This window comes from Bacillus sp. (in: firmicutes) (assembly GCF_031983925.1).
Classification (GTDB): domain Bacteria; phylum Bacillota; class Bacilli; order Bacillales; family Bacillaceae_G; genus Bacillus_A; species Bacillus_A pacificus.
This window is the reverse complement of the sequence record NZ_DALYZR010000001.1, coordinates 323259-340728: the sequence shown is the minus strand read 5'-3', so window position 1 is coordinate 340728 and position 17470 is coordinate 323259. Positions and strand designations below refer to the sequence as shown.

Annotated in this window: 19 protein-coding genes; 2 read left to right on the top strand and 17 right to left on the bottom strand. The window is 34.8% G+C overall.

Annotated features, from left to right (window positions below; translation table 11 throughout):
- Positions 1-11: 11 nt before the first annotated feature.
- The 11 genes from fliF to RTP99_RS01845 all read right to left on the bottom strand — a co-directional run bounded on the left by fliF (position 12) and on the right by RTP99_RS01845 (position 8646).
- Positions 12-1586, bottom strand: a complete 1575-nt coding sequence (gene fliF, locus RTP99_RS01895; protein ID WP_000413179.1) for a flagellar basal-body MS-ring/collar protein FliF — start codon at positions 1584-1586, stop codon at positions 12-14.
- Between the two features lie 22 nt (positions 1587-1608).
- Complete coding sequence (fliE, locus tag RTP99_RS01890; protein ID WP_000701665.1) at positions 1609-1908, bottom strand: flagellar hook-basal body complex protein FliE; 300 nt, start codon at positions 1906-1908, stop codon at positions 1609-1611.
- A gap of 17 nt (positions 1909-1925) precedes the next feature.
- Complete coding sequence (gene flgC, locus RTP99_RS01885) at positions 1926-2339, bottom strand: flagellar basal body rod protein FlgC (protein WP_000484677.1); 414 nt, start codon at positions 2337-2339, stop codon at positions 1926-1928.
- A 20-nt stretch (positions 2340-2359) separates the two neighbouring features.
- Positions 2360-2767, bottom strand: coding sequence for a flagellar basal body rod protein FlgB (gene flgB / locus RTP99_RS01880; RefSeq protein ID WP_001113122.1), 408 nt, complete (start codon positions 2765-2767; stop codon positions 2360-2362).
- A gap of 378 nt (positions 2768-3145) precedes the next feature.
- Entirely contained in the window at positions 3146-3418 is a 273-nt protein-coding gene (locus RTP99_RS01875) for a hypothetical protein (protein ID WP_001058070.1), read from the bottom strand.
- The gene (locus RTP99_RS01870) at positions 3408-3776 is read right to left on the bottom strand and encodes a flagellar export chaperone FliS (protein WP_001149522.1); all 369 of its coding nucleotides are present in this window, start codon (positions 3774-3776) and stop codon (positions 3408-3410) included. Before RTP99_RS01870 ends, RTP99_RS01875 begins: the two co-directional genes overlap by 11 nt.
- Positions 3777-3798: 22 nt before the next feature.
- Entirely contained in the window at positions 3799-5208 is a 1410-nt protein-coding gene (locus RTP99_RS01865) for a flagellar hook-associated protein 2 (RefSeq protein ID WP_000929239.1), read from the bottom strand.
- A 19-nt stretch (positions 5209-5227) separates the two neighbouring features.
- Positions 5228-6091 (bottom strand): flagellar hook-associated protein 3, encoded by an 864-nt coding sequence (locus RTP99_RS01860; protein ID WP_001266388.1) that lies wholly within the window; start codon positions 6089-6091, stop codon positions 5228-5230.
- Positions 6092-6396: 305 nt separating this feature from the next.
- Positions 6397-7695 (bottom strand): flagellar hook-associated protein FlgK, encoded by a 1299-nt coding sequence (gene flgK, locus RTP99_RS01855; protein ID WP_001239726.1) that lies wholly within the window; start codon positions 7693-7695, stop codon positions 6397-6399.
- Between the two features lie 17 nt (positions 7696-7712).
- The gene (locus RTP99_RS01850; RefSeq protein WP_000275908.1) at positions 7713-8165 is read right to left on the bottom strand and encodes a hypothetical protein; all 453 of its coding nucleotides are present in this window, start codon (positions 8163-8165) and stop codon (positions 7713-7715) included.
- A gap of 16 nt (positions 8166-8181) precedes the next feature.
- Positions 8182-8646, bottom strand: a complete 465-nt coding sequence (locus RTP99_RS01845; RefSeq protein ID WP_000946323.1) for a YaaR family protein — start codon at positions 8644-8646, stop codon at positions 8182-8184.
- A gap of 143 nt (positions 8647-8789) precedes the next feature.
- Between RTP99_RS01845 and RTP99_RS01840 the strand changes: the two genes are divergently transcribed.
- On the top strand, positions 8790-9287 hold the full coding sequence (locus RTP99_RS01840; protein WP_001020115.1) for a flagellar motor switch protein FliG: 498 nt from the start codon (positions 8790-8792) through the stop codon (positions 9285-9287).
- A 39-nt stretch (positions 9288-9326) separates the two neighbouring features.
- Positions 9327-10109 carry a CheR family methyltransferase gene (locus RTP99_RS01835; protein WP_000582894.1) on the top strand — a complete coding sequence of 261 codons (783 nt, stop codon included), beginning with the start codon at positions 9327-9329 and terminating at the stop codon, positions 10107-10109.
- Between the two features lie 84 nt (positions 10110-10193).
- On the opposite strand, the gene RTP99_RS01830 is transcribed toward RTP99_RS01835, so the two are convergent.
- The 6 genes from RTP99_RS01830 to RTP99_RS01805 all read right to left on the bottom strand — a co-directional run bounded on the left by RTP99_RS01830 (position 10194) and on the right by RTP99_RS01805 (position 17470).
- On the bottom strand, positions 10194-10910 hold the full coding sequence (locus tag RTP99_RS01830) for a hypothetical protein (protein WP_000403991.1): 717 nt from the start codon (positions 10908-10910) through the stop codon (positions 10194-10196).
- 27 nt (positions 10911-10937) lie between these two features.
- Positions 10938-12290 (bottom strand): Ig-like domain-containing protein, encoded by a 1353-nt coding sequence (locus RTP99_RS01825; protein WP_041184655.1) that lies wholly within the window; start codon positions 12288-12290, stop codon positions 10938-10940.
- Positions 12291-12306: 16 nt separating this feature from the next.
- On the bottom strand, positions 12307-13947 hold the full coding sequence (locus RTP99_RS01820; protein WP_001114998.1) for a flagellar motor switch protein: 1641 nt from the start codon (positions 13945-13947) through the stop codon (positions 12307-12309).
- A 186-nt stretch (positions 13948-14133) separates the two neighbouring features.
- Entirely contained in the window at positions 14134-16146 is a 2013-nt protein-coding gene (locus tag RTP99_RS01815; RefSeq protein ID WP_001192590.1) for a chemotaxis protein CheA, read from the bottom strand.
- A 128-nt stretch (positions 16147-16274) separates the two neighbouring features.
- Positions 16275-16643, bottom strand: coding sequence for a response regulator (locus RTP99_RS01810; protein ID WP_000940577.1), 369 nt, complete (start codon positions 16641-16643; stop codon positions 16275-16277).
- Between the two features lie 149 nt (positions 16644-16792).
- Complete coding sequence (locus RTP99_RS01805; RefSeq protein ID WP_000596046.1) at positions 16793-17470, bottom strand: OmpA family protein; 678 nt, start codon at positions 17468-17470, stop codon at positions 16793-16795.

The following is a 17470-nucleotide window of genomic DNA, read 5'->3' as shown; positions in this document are numbered from 1 at the left end:
TTGTTCCTCCCTTACTGTCCGTTTAACCATTTTTTAATTACTTTTGCAGTACCTTCTACATGTTCTTTCGTAGCATCCTGCACTTGTTCATCTAACGTCGGTTCTTTCGGTTGTTCTGGCTCAGGTTTTGGCTCTGGTACTATTTTCTCTTCAGGAATTTCCATAATACTTTCACTACTTGCAGCAACTTCATCTTCTGCTAAGTATTCTTCATATTCCTCTTCTTCTTTCTTTCTCTTACGTCTTGCTAATAAGAACCATACTAGACCACCAATCGCTAATAGACCAGCTGGAATTCCACCGAATAACCACCAGTTTATACCACTTTCTTCTGGCTCTTTCTTCTTCTCTTCTTTCGGCTGATCAAACTGAACAGTTACAACGTTAACTTGACCATTTGTAAAGTTTCCATTCGGGTCAGCTTGAAGCCCAGCAGCTGTGCCGATCGCTTCTTTGAAAGTTGTCATATCAATTCTTCGTTTTACTAACGTATCATTATCTACCCATACAACAACATTTGTTTTCGTTAACTCTGGGTGTTTCTTAATCGTTTCAACTGTTTTATCTATTTCATAGTTTTCGATTTTGTTACCATTTTTATTATCGTAGACAATTTTGCCATTTTGATTATTGTTCGTACCGTAATTTGGTACTTCGCCGTTCGCTGTAATACCAGCGCCTTGCTTCGTATCTGCACCTTCTTGCGCAGTAGAGCTTTCCTCTTGCTCTTGTTTACTACGAAGTACACCTTTATCACCATATTTTTCAGACTGACGTGTAACTTCATCGTAGTTTACAGATACTTTCGTATTCACTTTATATTCATTTGGTTTAAACATCGTCATTAATGTTGCATCGATATCTTGCTTTAATTTACCTTCAATTTGGTGCTGCATCTCTACTTCTTTCTCATAAGAAGAGGAACTAGTAGCATGTGCTTCATCTGCCCCTTTTGAGATAACACCTTTTTTACTATCAATCACACTTACTTCTTCTGCTTTTACACCAGGAACTGCTGCACTGATCATTTGCTGTATACCCGCAACTTGATCAGCCGTTAATAGTTGACCACGCTTTACACCAACCGTAATTGCAGCTGTTCCTTTTGCTTTTTCTTCATCAAAAATTGTCTCTTTTTCAGGTAATGTAATTTGAACATTTGCCGTTTCAACTGTCGCAAAATTTCTTACAATGTCTTGCTCTAATTGCTTTTTCGTACCGACAATTTGCTTCATTTTTTTATCTTGCTCACTTGAACCGAGCGAGCTTTCTAATAAAATTTCCTCACCGCTTTTTGAGTTAAACGGTAAGCCCATTCCATTCATTTCTTTTCGAACCCATGGAGCATCATTCTTTTGCACACGAATCGAACCATCGGCTGCTAATTGGTAATCGACACCTAGCTTCGATAATTCTGCTGTAATCTCTTGCTTGTCTGCATCATTTAAATTTTGATATACAACAACATATTTATCTGGCAAGGTGAAGTATAAAAGTGCTCCTGTTACAATTGCTAAAAGCGCAGCACCAATGACTAACTTATGCCACGTTTTTAACGATTGGAAAACATTTTTTAACTTTTCCATTTAAACACACCCGTCCATTTTCCTAAATTTGCATATTAATTAGTGACTTATAATTTTCAATAAGATTATCACGTACAAGAGCAGCCGTTTTCATTTGAGACTCAGCCTTCTTTTGCTGAATTAAAACGTCATGTGTTTCTCCTACTCCTTTTGTTAGTAAATCATATACAGCTGTTTGCGCATTGTTTTGTGTTTGATTCATATCTTCCAATAAATCGATAAACTTCTTCCCCTCGACTACAGATGCTTGCGTGTTCTTCGGTGCACCAATTGACTGAATCGCGCCAAATGGCTGTGTATGTAACATTGGTTGGATTTTCATCTTCCCCTATTCCCCCTTTATCCTCGGCCGATTTCTAAATCTTTATCCAGCATTTTTTTATTCGCATTTAATACACTTGTATTTGCTTCGTACATTTTTTGAGCAACCATTACATTTGTCATTTCAGCAGTCACATCAACATTCGGATACCGTACATACCCTTCTTCATTTGCATGCGGATGCGTCGGATCATACACTAAGTTTTCAGTTTTGTCTGCCTCAATACTTTTTATTTTCACCCCGTTAGTCGGTGCACTGTCTAACATATTCGCAAAACTATTATTTGATTCAAGCACTACACTACGGCGCTCATACAAATCTGCCCCCGGAGCCGCCGTTGTATTTGCATTTACAATATTATTTGAAGTAACTTCCATCCATTTTCTCGCTGTTGTTAGCCCTGATCCACTTGCATTAATTGCCTGAAACATCGTTGTCTCTCCTTCTACTATTAACGTCCGCGAGCTGCTTGGTTAATTGCATATTGTGTATTAATTGCGTTAATTGAAATCCCATACAATTGGTTTGTTTTCATTAAATCTAGCATTTCTGTCGTTACATCCACACTATTTCCATCTTTATTCGTTTGCATTGACTTCGTTTGAATCTTCGCATATGTATTTTTCGTATTTACTGTCGGTAAGTGCATTTCATTCGTTTGATATAAATCTGCATTAGTCTTTAAATCCGTAGTATTACTCTTATATAATGCACTACTTTTATTCATTTGCTCAGCAAATGTAACGTCTTGTGCTTTATACCCAGGTGTATTCGCATTTGCAATATTACTAGAAACAGTATTTCGTTTCGTCACTAAATAATTCATATAATGGCTTACATCAGTCACTAAATCTGGCATACTCCACACCCTTCCTTTTTAACTTATCATTTTGGCATAATAATCCACTGATGGAAGTTTCACTTCATTATTTAATTTCTTATATGTATTTATTAAAATATTAACTATTATGTACCCTTACATATTTTATTCCATTTTTACATTGTTGTCTTTAGAAAAATACAAAAATATAAAAAAGAATACAAAAAAACTGTATACGCGTAGTAATCTATATAATATTTCAACATATTTACGACTAGCTGCAGATTATTTTTACATTATTTAGATTACTTCTATTTTTTACAGTCATAAAATGAAACCTCAATCAGCGGAATTCTTCATTTACATGAAGGAATGGATCCCCTTTTAATAAGGGGGATCCGTTTCCACACTTTATAATTAATATTTACCGTAAAATGAATTTGCTTTCATTCGCCCATCATTTGTCATAATCATTTCTTCCAAAATCTTTTGCTTATCTCGAATATGCTGTGCTGCCTTAATAATAAATGGACTTACTTCTGCCGCAACTTGTGCGCGCGTTTCTTCATCCAATGTCATCATCCAGCGATTTAACATCGCGCTCTTCTCAGCAAACTCTTGATCTGACACTTGCAATTCACCAATTTCATTAAAACAACCGACAAATGCTCGATAAATATCATTGTTCATTTTCAAGCGCTCCGCGATAACCGTCTATTAAATCTTGTAACACTTTCACAATCGCATCAATATCTTTCGCTTCACGTGTTACTTTCATCGTTTGAATTTGAACACTAATCCAATCATATAAACCATAAAGACTATCATATAAATCTTTCGTAATCTCAGGGTTTAATTGAAGCTTTAATTCTTCAAAAATACGTTCTAACTTCTCAAGAAGCGCATCTCCCTCTTGTAGTTTAAAAGTATGTAAAAGCTCTTCTAAATTACGAAACTCTACAATGCATCTTTCATAAATAAAAATTGTATTTTTAATCGGATTACTCGTCATAATATCATTTTGCATATAACGTTGCCATGCTTGCATACGATCACTTCCTCAACTTTCATTAATCATCACTTTTTTGTTTTGTCATTGCTTTAATTGTTTTCAATTGGCTATCTAGCGCCGCTAATGTACTTTCTAGTTTTTGATACTTCTTCACAATTTCATCTTGTTTTTGTAAGTTTTGTGCTTCAATATCTTTAATCTTTTTGTCTAAATCACTTACACGTGAGTCGATGTTTTTCACACGTTCTCCAACGATACCTTTATCACCGAATAATTTATCAAGTGGTTCTTCCATCATTTTCCCTAAACCGTTAGAACTAAAGAAAAATTGCTTCGCTGCATCCGGCTTCTCTTTTAACGCTTTTGTTAATGCTTCATCATTAACTTCCATCGTTCCATCTTGCTTTAATTGAATACCAAATGAAAATAAGTAATTACCATCTTGAGAAAATGTTACGACACTATTCATCGCTTGGCGTACACTTTGCATAATCGTTTGGCCTTGGAACGCCCCGCCTTTCCCAGCAAAAATATCTACTGTAGAAACAGCTTTATTATAATCCGCAACCATCTTTTTAATAACATTTGATGCATCGGTTACATTTGAATCACTTACTGTAAACTTCAGTTCTATCCCTTTTGCTTTCGCCTCTGTTGTCTTTGGATCAACCTCTGTTTTTTCCCCGTCTGGTTTTTCTACTGGCTTTTCTTCTACTGTTTGTTCAGTTACTTTTAATAATTCAATTTTCACACCTGGAAGGGCTTCAACTGTATTGGTAGAGCTATCGCCTTTAATACCATTAATCGTATATTCAGCATTTTGCGCACTATTGATTTCATGAAGCGCTACGCCGTCATCATTAGCTAAACCTATTTTTTGAAATAATGAAGATTTGTTCCCCTCAAAATTAATTACTCCATCTTCGCCTTCTTTTTTTGAAGTCATGAAAATTTTATTTCCAAGTGTATATGCTGATACGCCGTAATCTCCATCATTAATTTTATTAATTAAATCTTTATATGTCATATCAGATGTTACTTTTAGTTCTTTACCACCTAGTTTTAATGTTTCATCACTATTAATCTTGGCATCTATATTTTCAATTTGGTCAGACGCTATTTGATGACGCTGCGCAAGCTTTGTAATCGTCATATTAAAAGTCCCAGCGATCGCACCACCATCAGCTTTTACATTAATATAGCCGTCTTGTGATGTTGTTACCTTTTTCTCATTCCCTTTAAAAGCCGCTAAATTTTTAAATGTTTGCGTGAAAGAACTAAATTCCGATTTTAAACTTGTATATAAAAGTTTATCTTGTGAAAGGCTATTCTTTTCATTTGTATACGGTGTTTTTCTCATATCCAGCGCATTCATTTCTAATTCAACGAAATTAGAAGTATCGATCATATTATTACCGAGGTTCCAAATCTGTTGTCTACCGCCAATACCCGTTAACGTTCCTGCCATATTTCTCACTCCTTATTTTTTACATGTAGTCTAAAATACTCGTTTTACTCATCGTGCTAACCGCTTTAAGCGTTGCTTCATACGTCGCATTAATATAAGCTAAGTCAGAAATTGCTACTGCTAAATCAACATCTTCAATTTCTTTACGATTTTCTTGAAGCGCTAGATTTTGCTCACTTAAAATTGTCTTAAACGTATCTACAGTGTTCATCGTTGCTCCCACTTCTGTTGTACGATTAATAACACCGTCCAAGTTTTTCTTATTTTCCGTTAAAATCGGTTGCAACGCCTTTTGATCACCACTTTGCATCGCATCTTTCATCTTTACTAACGTTTGAATAACAGGAGTTAGTAAGTTCTCACCATTACGAAAAGCTTTAATTTCATAACCGTCATTTAGCTTCCACATTACATCTTTTTCGCCACCTTGGTATGTCCCATCATCCGCAAATGGAGGTTTCTCTGCACTATCTCCACCAAAAAGATAACGACCTTGCTCTTTCGTATTCGCTAAATATACAACTTGTTTTAAAATTTGATCGATTTCGGCACCAATTGCCTTTAATTCTTTTTCACCATTTGGTCCATTTAATGCTTGTATTGTTAATTGATCCGCTCTCGTTAAAGATTTCACAATACCTGACAATGTATTTTCCGTCTGACTTAACACATTTTTTGAATCCGCTATATCCTTTTGCATTTGTTCAATATTCGCCAACGAATGTTGAATTGCAAATGATTTACTTGCTGCAAGTGGATCTTCACTCATAAGAAGATTTTTCTTCCCTGAAGTTACTTGATTTCGATGATATTGCTGTTGGGCATTCAAATCCATTAACTGGTTCTTTGCCCAGTTTGCATTTTGAAATGTAGATACTCTCATTTATATCTCCTCCTTTATCTATTGAAAATTGATTGGAAGCTGAAACCAGAACTATACTCCGCTGGCTCTTTCTTCAAACATAAAAGAAAAAGGTTTCGCTTTTACCTCTCATTCATCGTTATACAAAAGGCGCTACAAAGCGTTCCATTCTCAAATCAAGGTTGTTTCCTCTTCTACTTTATCTGGCACCCGCTCCATATCTCTGGTCTCACACCGATAGGTCCTCTATTAGGCACCGACCGCTTCTACACTCTGCTGGCCCTCTCTTCAAACATAAAAGAAAAGGGTTTTGTTTTTACCTCTCATTATCTAATGATTGAAAACAGACTATCAAACACTTCATTCATTGTAGTAATAGCTTTAGAATTCGCAACGAAGTATTTTTGGAAGGCCATTAAATTAACCATTTCTTCTTCCATATTCACGCCTTCGATACTCATCTTTTCTTGCTGAATACCTTCTAATAAGTCTCCATGAATTTTTTGATAACCGTTCACTTCACTTTTATCAGATGCTACCTTCACTATGAATTGGTCTAATGCTTTTTTATATGAAAGACCATCTTTATAATCTTCATCTGTAATTCCTGCCAATTTATTTGCAGTTTCAGCAGATATTTTCATTTTCGAAAAATCATTCGCAAATTCTGGATTTAATTTCAACTCTTTCGCATAATCTCCAACGAAGAAGTCTTTTCCCATCACTGTATTTACTTGATTTTTCACTGAACCCATTAACTCTTCAAGATTTTTCTTATAACTAGCAATCTGCCCTTTCGTATCGATTGCAGATTTTATTGCCCCACTAGTTAAAGGAATTTCCGAACCGTAAATTTCAACAGACATAGGTTCTTTCGTTTTATTTAATTGCAATGGATATGTATCTTGTCCATTCACTGTTAAAACGCCATTCATTCTAACACTTGCGATATTAGGATTCATAGATTCATAAGATACTTCTATATTGGCATACTTAGACATTTCTGTAACGATACGGTCACGTTCGTCTAAAAGTTGATTTGGCACTTGTGTACCAGCTTGCCCAATTTTTTGATTCGCTTCTGCTAAACTGTCAGCAAGACGATTAAATTCATTGACATGCGCTTCAATATCTTCTGTCGTCTGCGCTTCTACTGAATCTAAATTTTTCGCAAGTTTATTTACCTGACTTGTAAACTTCCCAGTTTCAGAAATTAGCGTATCATAATAGTTTGATTGATCTGGATTTTTTGCAACTTCTCGAAAAGCATTAAAGAATCCATCCATTAAACTAGATAGTGAGTTTTTGCCTGTCGTTCCTACCATAGACTCTACTCGTGATAAAACCGAGTTCTTATAATTATAGTAAGAGAGCTGAGATAATTGGTCGTTAAACTGTTTCGTCTTCACTTCATCTGTAATACGATCAACACCTAACGTTTGTACACCATAACCAATTCTCTGTTCTGGCGTATGGCCATTGCTCGCTCCAACAGATCCGTAATTCACCATTTGGCGCACATAGCCAGGTGTATGAATGTTTGATAAGTTTTGTCTCGTCGTTTGTAATCCCATTTGGGCCGCTAACATACCCGATAACGGGGTATTGTAATCAGATAATCTCATAATGCTTCACTTCCCCTTTACAATAGTTCATTCATAAAGATTTGCGAATTATTGTTTCGTTCTAAGTTATATTCAGAAACTGAATCCACAATACTTTCTGTAGTTTTTAATAGTACGTTTAAGTAATATTGATTTTTCAAAAGAAGCATTTTTACATTTTCTTCTAATCTAATTAAGTTTTTTTGTAATTTTTCCATTTTCTCAATTTCTTCTTGAGAAAAATACGAAAATAACGCACTTACGCGAAATGATTCCACTCCCTGTTCTTTACAAAACTGAACAACCATTTCTTCAAATGATCTCGATAATTGTTTTAAACCTTCAATGTACTGCAATTGCTCTACTTGTAACTTTTGAACTGCATTTACATTTTTATTTTTTAAATTCTCATATATTTGTTCTCCAAGCGTTTGAATGTTTTCATATGCTTTTTGAATAATAACGAGCTTTTCATATAATTGTATATACATATAGCTTCCTTCCCTTTTACAAGACTAAATTTACAATTAAACCGTGGATTTCTCCAATTTGATTTAACATTTCTAAATGTCCTGTTTTTGTATTAATTAAGTTCATAACATCTTCTAACTCATTCAATCCCATTTCCGCCTGTTTTACAATCGTCATTTTCTGTGAATAGCCATAACGCGGATGACGAGACATGACATCTTTATATTGCAATACATTATCAACGTAAAAATTCAAAAATGATTTTACTGTATTTTTGTATTCCATTACGTTATCAAGTGTTAATTCCATTTCGATTTTTTCTTTAATTTCTCCAATATTATCAACAAACGCTTCCATTTGTTCTAACAACTTATCTTTTTTCGGATCTGCATGCAAATTATCCGAAAATGCAAGTCCAGTCCTGACATTTGCTTCTTTCGGCATTTGAGTAGCAGGCGGTATATGCGATAAGATTGGATTATGCGAGATTGAACGCAGCATATATATCACCTATTTATTTTTTTATTTCTTCCAAAAGTTAATCGTAAAATCTAGTTATTTATAATTATACTCTGAACACTAATATTTTGCAGTTATTTTTTATAGAAGATATGTTACAATTTAGCATGAGGTGGCACAATTCTATGAATATTTTTCTTTGTGGTTCAAATCAATTAACAGCATTAGATCAAGAAGAAATCAAAAAATTTTTAACTGACTATGCTCACAAACATAAAATTTACATATTATGTTATAAATCTATTGAAAATGAGGTACTTCGTTTTTTCGTTGAAAACGAAAGACTCGCTCAAAATTTATGCCTTTACACGCTCCAACCGTTACAAGCAGTAACAGATGAATTCCAAGAAATCGTAGATTATTTAAAATCACACGGAGCCGAGTATGTTGCTTTTGATCACCCTTCCGACTCTATTTATCGATCTGATTATATGTTTTTTGTGAAACAAATTATTGAAGATACCGATTTAGTTCTCTGTTTTTATAACGGAGACAAACATACATCTGTCATTCCCGTTGACATTGCAAAAGAAGCTGGGATTGATGCTGTCATTTATGATTTACCAGGTTTACATGAAAAACAAATGAAAAAAAGCTTTGAACAAAAAATTCGTATGATGTAAAGGGGGCGGCACAATATCGTTATTGTGCCCATTGTAAATATGATAATTGAACAAGATTATGATCATTTTATCGCGAGTTTTAAACAACAATTCAATATGGATATCGCTTCGTATAAACAAGATAGGATGCGCCGTAGAATCGATGCTTTTATTTCAAGAAAAGGCTTTGAAAACTACACTACGTTTTTAAGTACTTTACGTGTTGATCAAAACTTATTTTTAAGTTTTATTGACTATATTACAATTAACGTTTCAGAGTTTTTTAGAAATAAAGAACGTTGGCAAACGTTAGAATCGAAAGCACTGCCAAAATTACTCGAACAAAATAACGGAAAATTAAAAGTATGGAGTGCCGCTTGCGCTGCTGGCGAAGAACCATATACACTCTCTTTAATTTTATCGAAACATCTCTCTCCATTTCGCTATGAAATACTAGCAACAGATCTTGATTTTCATATATTAGAGAGTGCAAAACGTGGTCAATATACGGACCGTTCTTTAAAAGAATTACCTAGCGATTTGAAAGAACGTCATTTCACAAAAGAAGATGATGTATATTCATTACATCAAAATATTAAGCAACACGTCACGTTCAAACAGCATGACCTATTAATGCAATCGTTCGATACAAATTACGATTTAATTGTTTGTCGTAATGTAATGATCTATTTCACTGAAGAAGCAAGAGTCAAGCTGTATGAAAAGTTTAGCCGTTCTTTACGAAAAGGCGGTGTGCTATTTGTCGGTAGCACAGAACAAATTTTAACACCTGAACGATTCAATCTTCAGCGTTTTGATACATTCTTTTATGAAAAAATATAGAAAAAAGCAGGATTATTGCACCCTGCTTTTTTTGTATTTATTTACTAAAATCATAACGAAGAATTGCGTGATTCCGTTCGTTTCTTATATAACTCGAATTAAAATAATACAAGCAACCCATATAACGAGAAAAAGAAACGTCATTGACCATTTATGTTCTTGCACCGTTTGTTTCAACGCCTGTGATAATTGTGTCATATTCATTTCTGCAAGTGCTCTCCATACACTTGCATCCCGCTCTTTAGCTGTGCGATCCGTGACGCTAATTAAAATGGTTTCGTTAGACAATTTCGTGATATACGCAGTAATAACCGTTACCATTAAATTTATATTTCCTTCTGATGAATCACTCTCCACGCTAGAGAGGAGTGCACTTACATCTAATAACGGAATGTGTACCTTTCTACCAAATGATAGTTGTACTTCAGCGAAATCATACGTTCCATCTAACAAAGGAAGTTCTTTTATATGCGCCTGCTTAACAAGTCCTTGCAGGCTTCTCATGACTTGTTCAAATATTTTATCTGTTTGCTTTCCTTCTCCAGATAATGTATGTAACTTTTTAAAGAGTTGTAATACTGTATCCATCTCTTTAGAAAGCATTTCCTTCATAACCTTTCCATCACCTAAACTCGCAAGTAAAATCCCGATTTCATTATTTTTCGAAATAATCTTAGACTGTCCAGTAAACACTAGATTACTATACTTTCGTTCTTTCTGGATTTCATGTTCCGAAATAGCTGCAGGCTGTTTTAATGGTTGTAGCGTCTTATTTTCAATTGTCGTACGTTTAATTTCCATTTAAGCGCCTCCACTATGATGAAATAATTAGCCCCATTCTTTATTACTCTTTAACACTAAAAATAGTACGAATAAACCTGACATAATAGCAAATACATTAGAAGCTTGTATTCCATGGTCACTTTTAGTTTCTTTCTTATCTTCTGGCTCTTCTTTTTTTTCTTTCTTTTTCGAAATGACTTGATTGTTATTATCTTTATCTTTTTGAGCCTTCGTATTATTTACTTCCTTGTTGTCTGTGAGAGGCTCTTTTATAACATAAGTAATTTTTTCTTTCTCTTTCAATGGTTCTTTTATAAAGTCGTTTACTTTCGCTTCTTTTTTCGGAATTTGAACAACTGGCTGTTTTTCTTCCTGCAGCGGGATTTCTACTTTCGTGTCTTCCTGCTTCTCAGTTTCTTTCTTATCTTCTATTTTATTTTCTAATTTATCTTCTTTCTCTCGTTCTTCTGTCTTTTTATCCTCTTCTGTTTTTTGTTCCAAAACAGAAACGACATACTCACTTTCTTCAACGAGTTTATTTCCAGCCGCATCTACTACCTCTACAAGTAGCTCGTATGTCCCATTTGGCAATGCATCCGTTATTTCAAATACTTTTTGCCATTCCATGTCGCGCTTATTGTAATCTAATAAAAATGTAATCTCTTTATTTTCTTTTCCTTTTAATGTAACACGAACTTCTTTCACAACCGATTCCACGTCTGCCGCCTTCACTCTTACACGTATAGAATCGCCTCGTTTTCGTTCGATTACATTCTCCGTCGCCTCGTCAATAGTGACTTTATGCAACTTCGGCATCTCTTTATCTATTGTTGGTGTTTCATTATTTATACGAATAAGAGGAACTTTCACTTCATTTTCTATAAGCTCTTCTTTCTCATTTTCTTTAAAACTTTGAATAAGCTGAAGGTTCCAATCACCTTGCAAATCAAAAATCCCGACCTTATAGTTAGCAATCCATCGCTTCGTCTCTTCTTCATAGTCAAAAGGTATCATTCTTTCTTGCTCATACAGATTACTGTTTTTTGGCAAACGCAACATACCTTTTATACTTTGAATATTTTTCTCTTTTGGCTCTACAATAATCCGTACTTCTTCGCCAACCTTTAATTCTCGCTTATTTATTGTAATAATCCCTTGATCCGTCTCTATCTTTTTTTCGGTTTCTTGCTCATTCTTTACTTCTTGTTGTTCCTCTTTATCTTGCTTCATTTCCACCTGTTCTGGCTGTTCTTGAACTTCCTTATTCTCTTCTTGTACATTCACTTCATTTATATTTTGTTCTGGCACATTTTGCTCTTCCGCCTGACTTTGCAGCGGGAAGAGCAAGCACACATGTATGCATAGCCAGCAAATTAGAAAAAACTTTACGCTTTTCATCTACTATTTCAACGCCTTATAGTGATTTCGTCACTTTTACTCCGAAAAATCCATCTACATTTACAAGTTCACCATACGCCACCAATACATCATTTACATAAATTCGAATTGGTTCATCAATATCTTCATCTAATACAACGGCTTCATTTTCTTGTAAACTTAATATATCTTGAATCGTTTTCACTGTACTTCCAAATACAAATTTCACATTCATTTCTACATTTTGTAGAATAGATGTATCCATATACACTGGCTCAATTTGTTTCACTTCTTTAAATTCAATAGGTTGTACAACAGGTTCTACAACCTCTTCTTCCATTTCTTCCTCTGCAATCTCTTCTTCTGCTTCCACCATTGGATATAGCAGTCGTCTTACCATTTCTTTCGCTTCTGAAATCGGTAAAATTTGATACATTTTCGATTGAAGCAAGTCGCCAATTTCAAGGTTGAACGTAATTTGAACGAGTTCATCCACTTCCATTGACTCTCCCAAATATTCCATTTCTTCTTTTAACGTGACAAATTTAACGTCTGGCGGCGTCATGTCCATCTTCTCTTTAAACATTTCTGACATCGCTGTTGCCGCATGCCCCATCATTTGGTTCATGATTTCTTTAATACCACTCAGCTCTAATTCACTAAGCTCTTTCTCTGGATCAATCTCCCCTGTTCCCATCATCATTAAATCTACCATTGTCAAAGCAACATCTTTCGTAAATACGAATACGTTCTCATTCTTTAAACCTTCAACAAAATCGACATTTAAAATCACAAAGGGAACCGGTACACCGTCATAATGACGCACATTAATCGCTTCTACATTGGGTGTACTAATCGTAACCGGCTGATTTAAAAGCGTTGATAATACCGTTGAAGCTGAACCGATGGAAATGTTGGCAATTTCCCCAAGTACATCTTTCTCTTCTTGCGTTAACTGTTCTTTTTTAACATGTTCTTCTACAATTTCAGCTTCCGCTACTTCTGCTGGCTCGTCTTGCTCTTCTACGCCACCAGATAATTGTAGTAATTTATTTATCATTTGTTTCGCATGTTCAACTGAAACAATTTGTACGAGTTTAGAGTTTACAAGATTATCTATTTTAAGGTCAAACGACACTTTCACAATCGTGTTATTTCCTGTTATTCCAGAGATTTTCTCCATCTCTTCTAATAACTTTACAACTTTAATTGTCGGCGGTGACATGTCTACTGTATCTTGGAAGAATTCCGACATAGACGTCGCTGCGAATCCCATCATCTGGTTCATCGCTTCTTGTACAGCACTGAGCTCTAATTCGCCAAGTTCTTTTCCCTCTTCCACTTCACCTGTCCCCATCATCATTAAATCAGCAATAGATAAAGCAACATCTTGCTGAAGGACAAGTAGATTTTCCATATCTAATCCTTTTGTAAAATAAATATTTAATACAACATGAGGAACCTCAACATCACTTGTATCGTATAAATCCACTAACTCTACATGAGGAGCAGTTATACTTACTTGCCTATTTAAAATCGTTGATAATACTGTCGAAGCAGAGCCAAATGATATATTTGCAATTTCGCCAAGAATATCACATTCTTGAGGCGTTAAAAGCTCCTTTTCTTTTTCTAGCACAATTGTGCTCGTATCCCCTTTTGTGTGTTGCTCAGGCATTTTCCCTGCCTCCTCATTTTTGTTTTTCTATTCAATGAATACACTCATTACATTTTAACAAACTTATTACGTAAATCGTGAACATGTATTTATTTCCTGCTATATATATTAATTTTTTATATTAGTATGTAGTTAACCAAAAAGCTCCCCAATTGTATACAAGTGGGGAGCTTTCCTTCATTCCTATTATAAACCTTCTGGGTTTAAAATGAGGACCACTCGTCCATCGCCGAGAATCGTCGCGCCAGAGAAATAGTTCGAACTCTCTGCAAAGAAATCACCTAATGACTTTAAGACTATTTCTCTTTGGCCGATAATTGTGTTTACAATAAGTCCATAGCTACGATGTGTATTACGAACAATTAACACAGGAACCATTTGACTTTCATATGATTCAAATGCCTCATCTACTGTTTTTTCACCAAATACAGTACTTAAATGCTTCACTTCAATAATTTGATCACGATAGTTTAACACATCTTTTCCTTGTATGGATTGGATGTCTTCTCTCTTAATTCGAATTGCTTCAACAATATTACCAAGAGGTAAAGCATAACGTTTATCATTCGTTTGAACAAGCATAGATTGAATAATGGACAACGTTAATGGAAGTTCAATTCTAAATGTACTTCCCTTTCCTTCTTCTGAATCAATAATTAAATGTCCACCTAAACTATGAATTGTATGTTTTACAACATCTAATCCAACCCCGCGCCCCGAAAGATCCGATACTACTTCTGCTGTACTAAATCCTGGTTGGAAAATGAGATCAAACACTTCACGATCCGTTAATTTATTTGCCTCAGATTCTGTTACAACACCATTTTTAATCGCTTTTTCTAATACTTTCCCTTTATGAATTCCATTTCCATCATCCGTAATTTGAATTACGACATGATTTCCACTATGGAACGCTTCTAATTTAATTGTACCCGTCTCATTTTTCCCTGCATCACGACGTTTTTCAACAGTCTCAATACCATGGTCAATTGCATTACGAATTAAATGAACGAGTGGATCACCGATTTCATCAATAACAATTTTATCAACTTCTGTATCTTCACCCGTAATTTGTAAATCGATTTTCTTCCCTAAATCTTTCGCTAACATACGCACCATACGCGGAAAACGATTAAAGACTGTTTCAATCGGCACCATACGCATGTTTAGAAGTACATTTTGAATATCTTTTGAAATATCGCCTAATCGATTTAAATGCTCAATTAATTCTTTGCTTTGAATTGCTTGTGCCAATTCATCTATGCGACCACGCTCAATTACACTCTCTTCAAACATGTTCATTAATCGTTCAATTTTCTCTAGCTGCACACGAATGGAACGATTCTCACCTTTAGCATTTTTCGTTTTTGCAGTGCTTTTAGTTGGCGTAGTACTTGCAGGTTGCTTCGCTGTCTCAATAGGTGCTTCCACCTGCGCAACTACAGACGGCTGTATCATTTCTTCTACTCGCGTAGTTTCTTGCGTAGCAACCATCGAATCTACTTCCTGTAATGATTCTCCTTGTTTCACTACTACTTTCTCAATTTCAGAAACGTGAAGCACTACCTGTTTCAATTCTTGTTCACTACGATCCGTATTCATAAATACTGTAAACTCAAACCCGAAAGCATCCGCTTCGATTTCTTCAATACTAGGAACCGTTTTTTGTATATCACCTATATTTTGCAGTGCTTCAATACACATAATGGCACGTACTGCTTTTAAAATAGCTTGCTGTTCAACGGTTATATGCACTTCATGCGAAACTGCATCATCATTGTTTATAGACTCTTGCTCTACATGCTCCATAGAAGTTTCTGCATTTCCGTTCAATAACGCTTCTAATTTTTGCTTCGTTGCGACTACATCAATATTACCCATTCCGCCTTGCTGCACATCTGCAACCATTTTCTCTAAATTATCAATGCATTCAAAAATTACATCAATAATATTCGCATGTACTACTATATTCCCATGACGAATTTCATCTAAAACGTTTTCCATTTTATGCGTTAAATCCGCCATTTCCGTAAATTCCATACTCGCAGACATACCTTTAAATGTATGGGCTGAGCGGAATATTTCTCCCACAACATCCATATCAGTGGGATTTTGTTCTAAAGTTAGCACATTTTCATTTAGCGACTGTAAATGTTCTTCCGATTCTTCAAAAAATATATTTAATAGATCTGTTTGCATTTTCATCCCCTACCTGTCTAACAAACATTTCATTTATGTATAACAATTTAGTGTTTTAAAATGAGAAAAAAGGGGCCACACATCTATCCGTTATCACTGTTTTGATTCCTTGTGGCACCCCTTTTATATTAGCTATTTGCTACTTTTGTTAAAGCTTCGATTACGCGATCTGCTTGGAATGGCTTTACAATAAAGTCTTTTGCCCCGCCCTTAATTGCATCTAATACCATACCTTGTTGTCCCATTGCTGAACAAATAACAACCTTTGCACTTGAATCAATTTTCATAATTTCTTTTAATGCTTCAAGTCCGTCCATTTCTGGCATAGTAATATCTAATGTTACAATATCAGGTTGAAGTTCTTTATATTTTTGAATTGCCTCCACTCCATTTTCCGCTTCTCCGATTACTTCAAATTCAGAATTACTTTTTAATAAGTTTTTAATCATTGTTCGCATGAACATCGCATCATCTACAACTAAAATTTTATGTGCCATTCTTTTTGATTCTCTCCTTCTATGTATAAATATATCTTAATATTTCACCTTATCATTCTCACTCATTATACAAAATAAAACGATAAAATTTAATATTTTTTTAAAAGAATTTCTGCATTTTAGTATTTTATTACTAAAATAATAAAATACTATTCTTTAATATAAATGACAACGCGACGGTTTTTCTCCCAATTTTGCGGTGAATCATTCGGTACAACTGGCTTTGTGTCTGCATATCCTACCGCAGCTAACCTTTTATCCTCCACATTATACACTTCAATTAAATGGTGGATCATATTAGCTGCTCGTGCTGAAGATAATTCCCAATTAGAAGGGAACTTTTCATTATGGATCGGTCTACTATCTGTATGCCCCTCCACAACAATTGAGTTTGGTACGGATTGAAAAAATCCGACTAATTTGCTAATAATTTCTTTTGCTTCAGGCTTAACGTTCGCATCACCTGTATCAAATATTAAATTATCTACTATAACAACGCTTACCCCTGTATCTTCTCGATATACATTCACTTGACTAATACCGTTATTATCTACATATGCTTTTAACTTTTTGTACAAGTCGTCCATTCGCTTTTTTGAGACCATTTTTTCATCATTTTTTTCATGTGAAATATCTGGTATAGTATTTTCCATTACTTTTGCATCAACTTGCTCCGTATCACTAAACTTTTCAAGCATCTTTGACAATTTTACTGCATCCTGCTTTGAAGTAGCAACTAGTAATACAAAGAAAGTTAATAATAACATCGTTAAATCTGTAAAAGTCGTCATCCAACGAGGCGATCCCTTTTGCGGTCGTTTTATCAT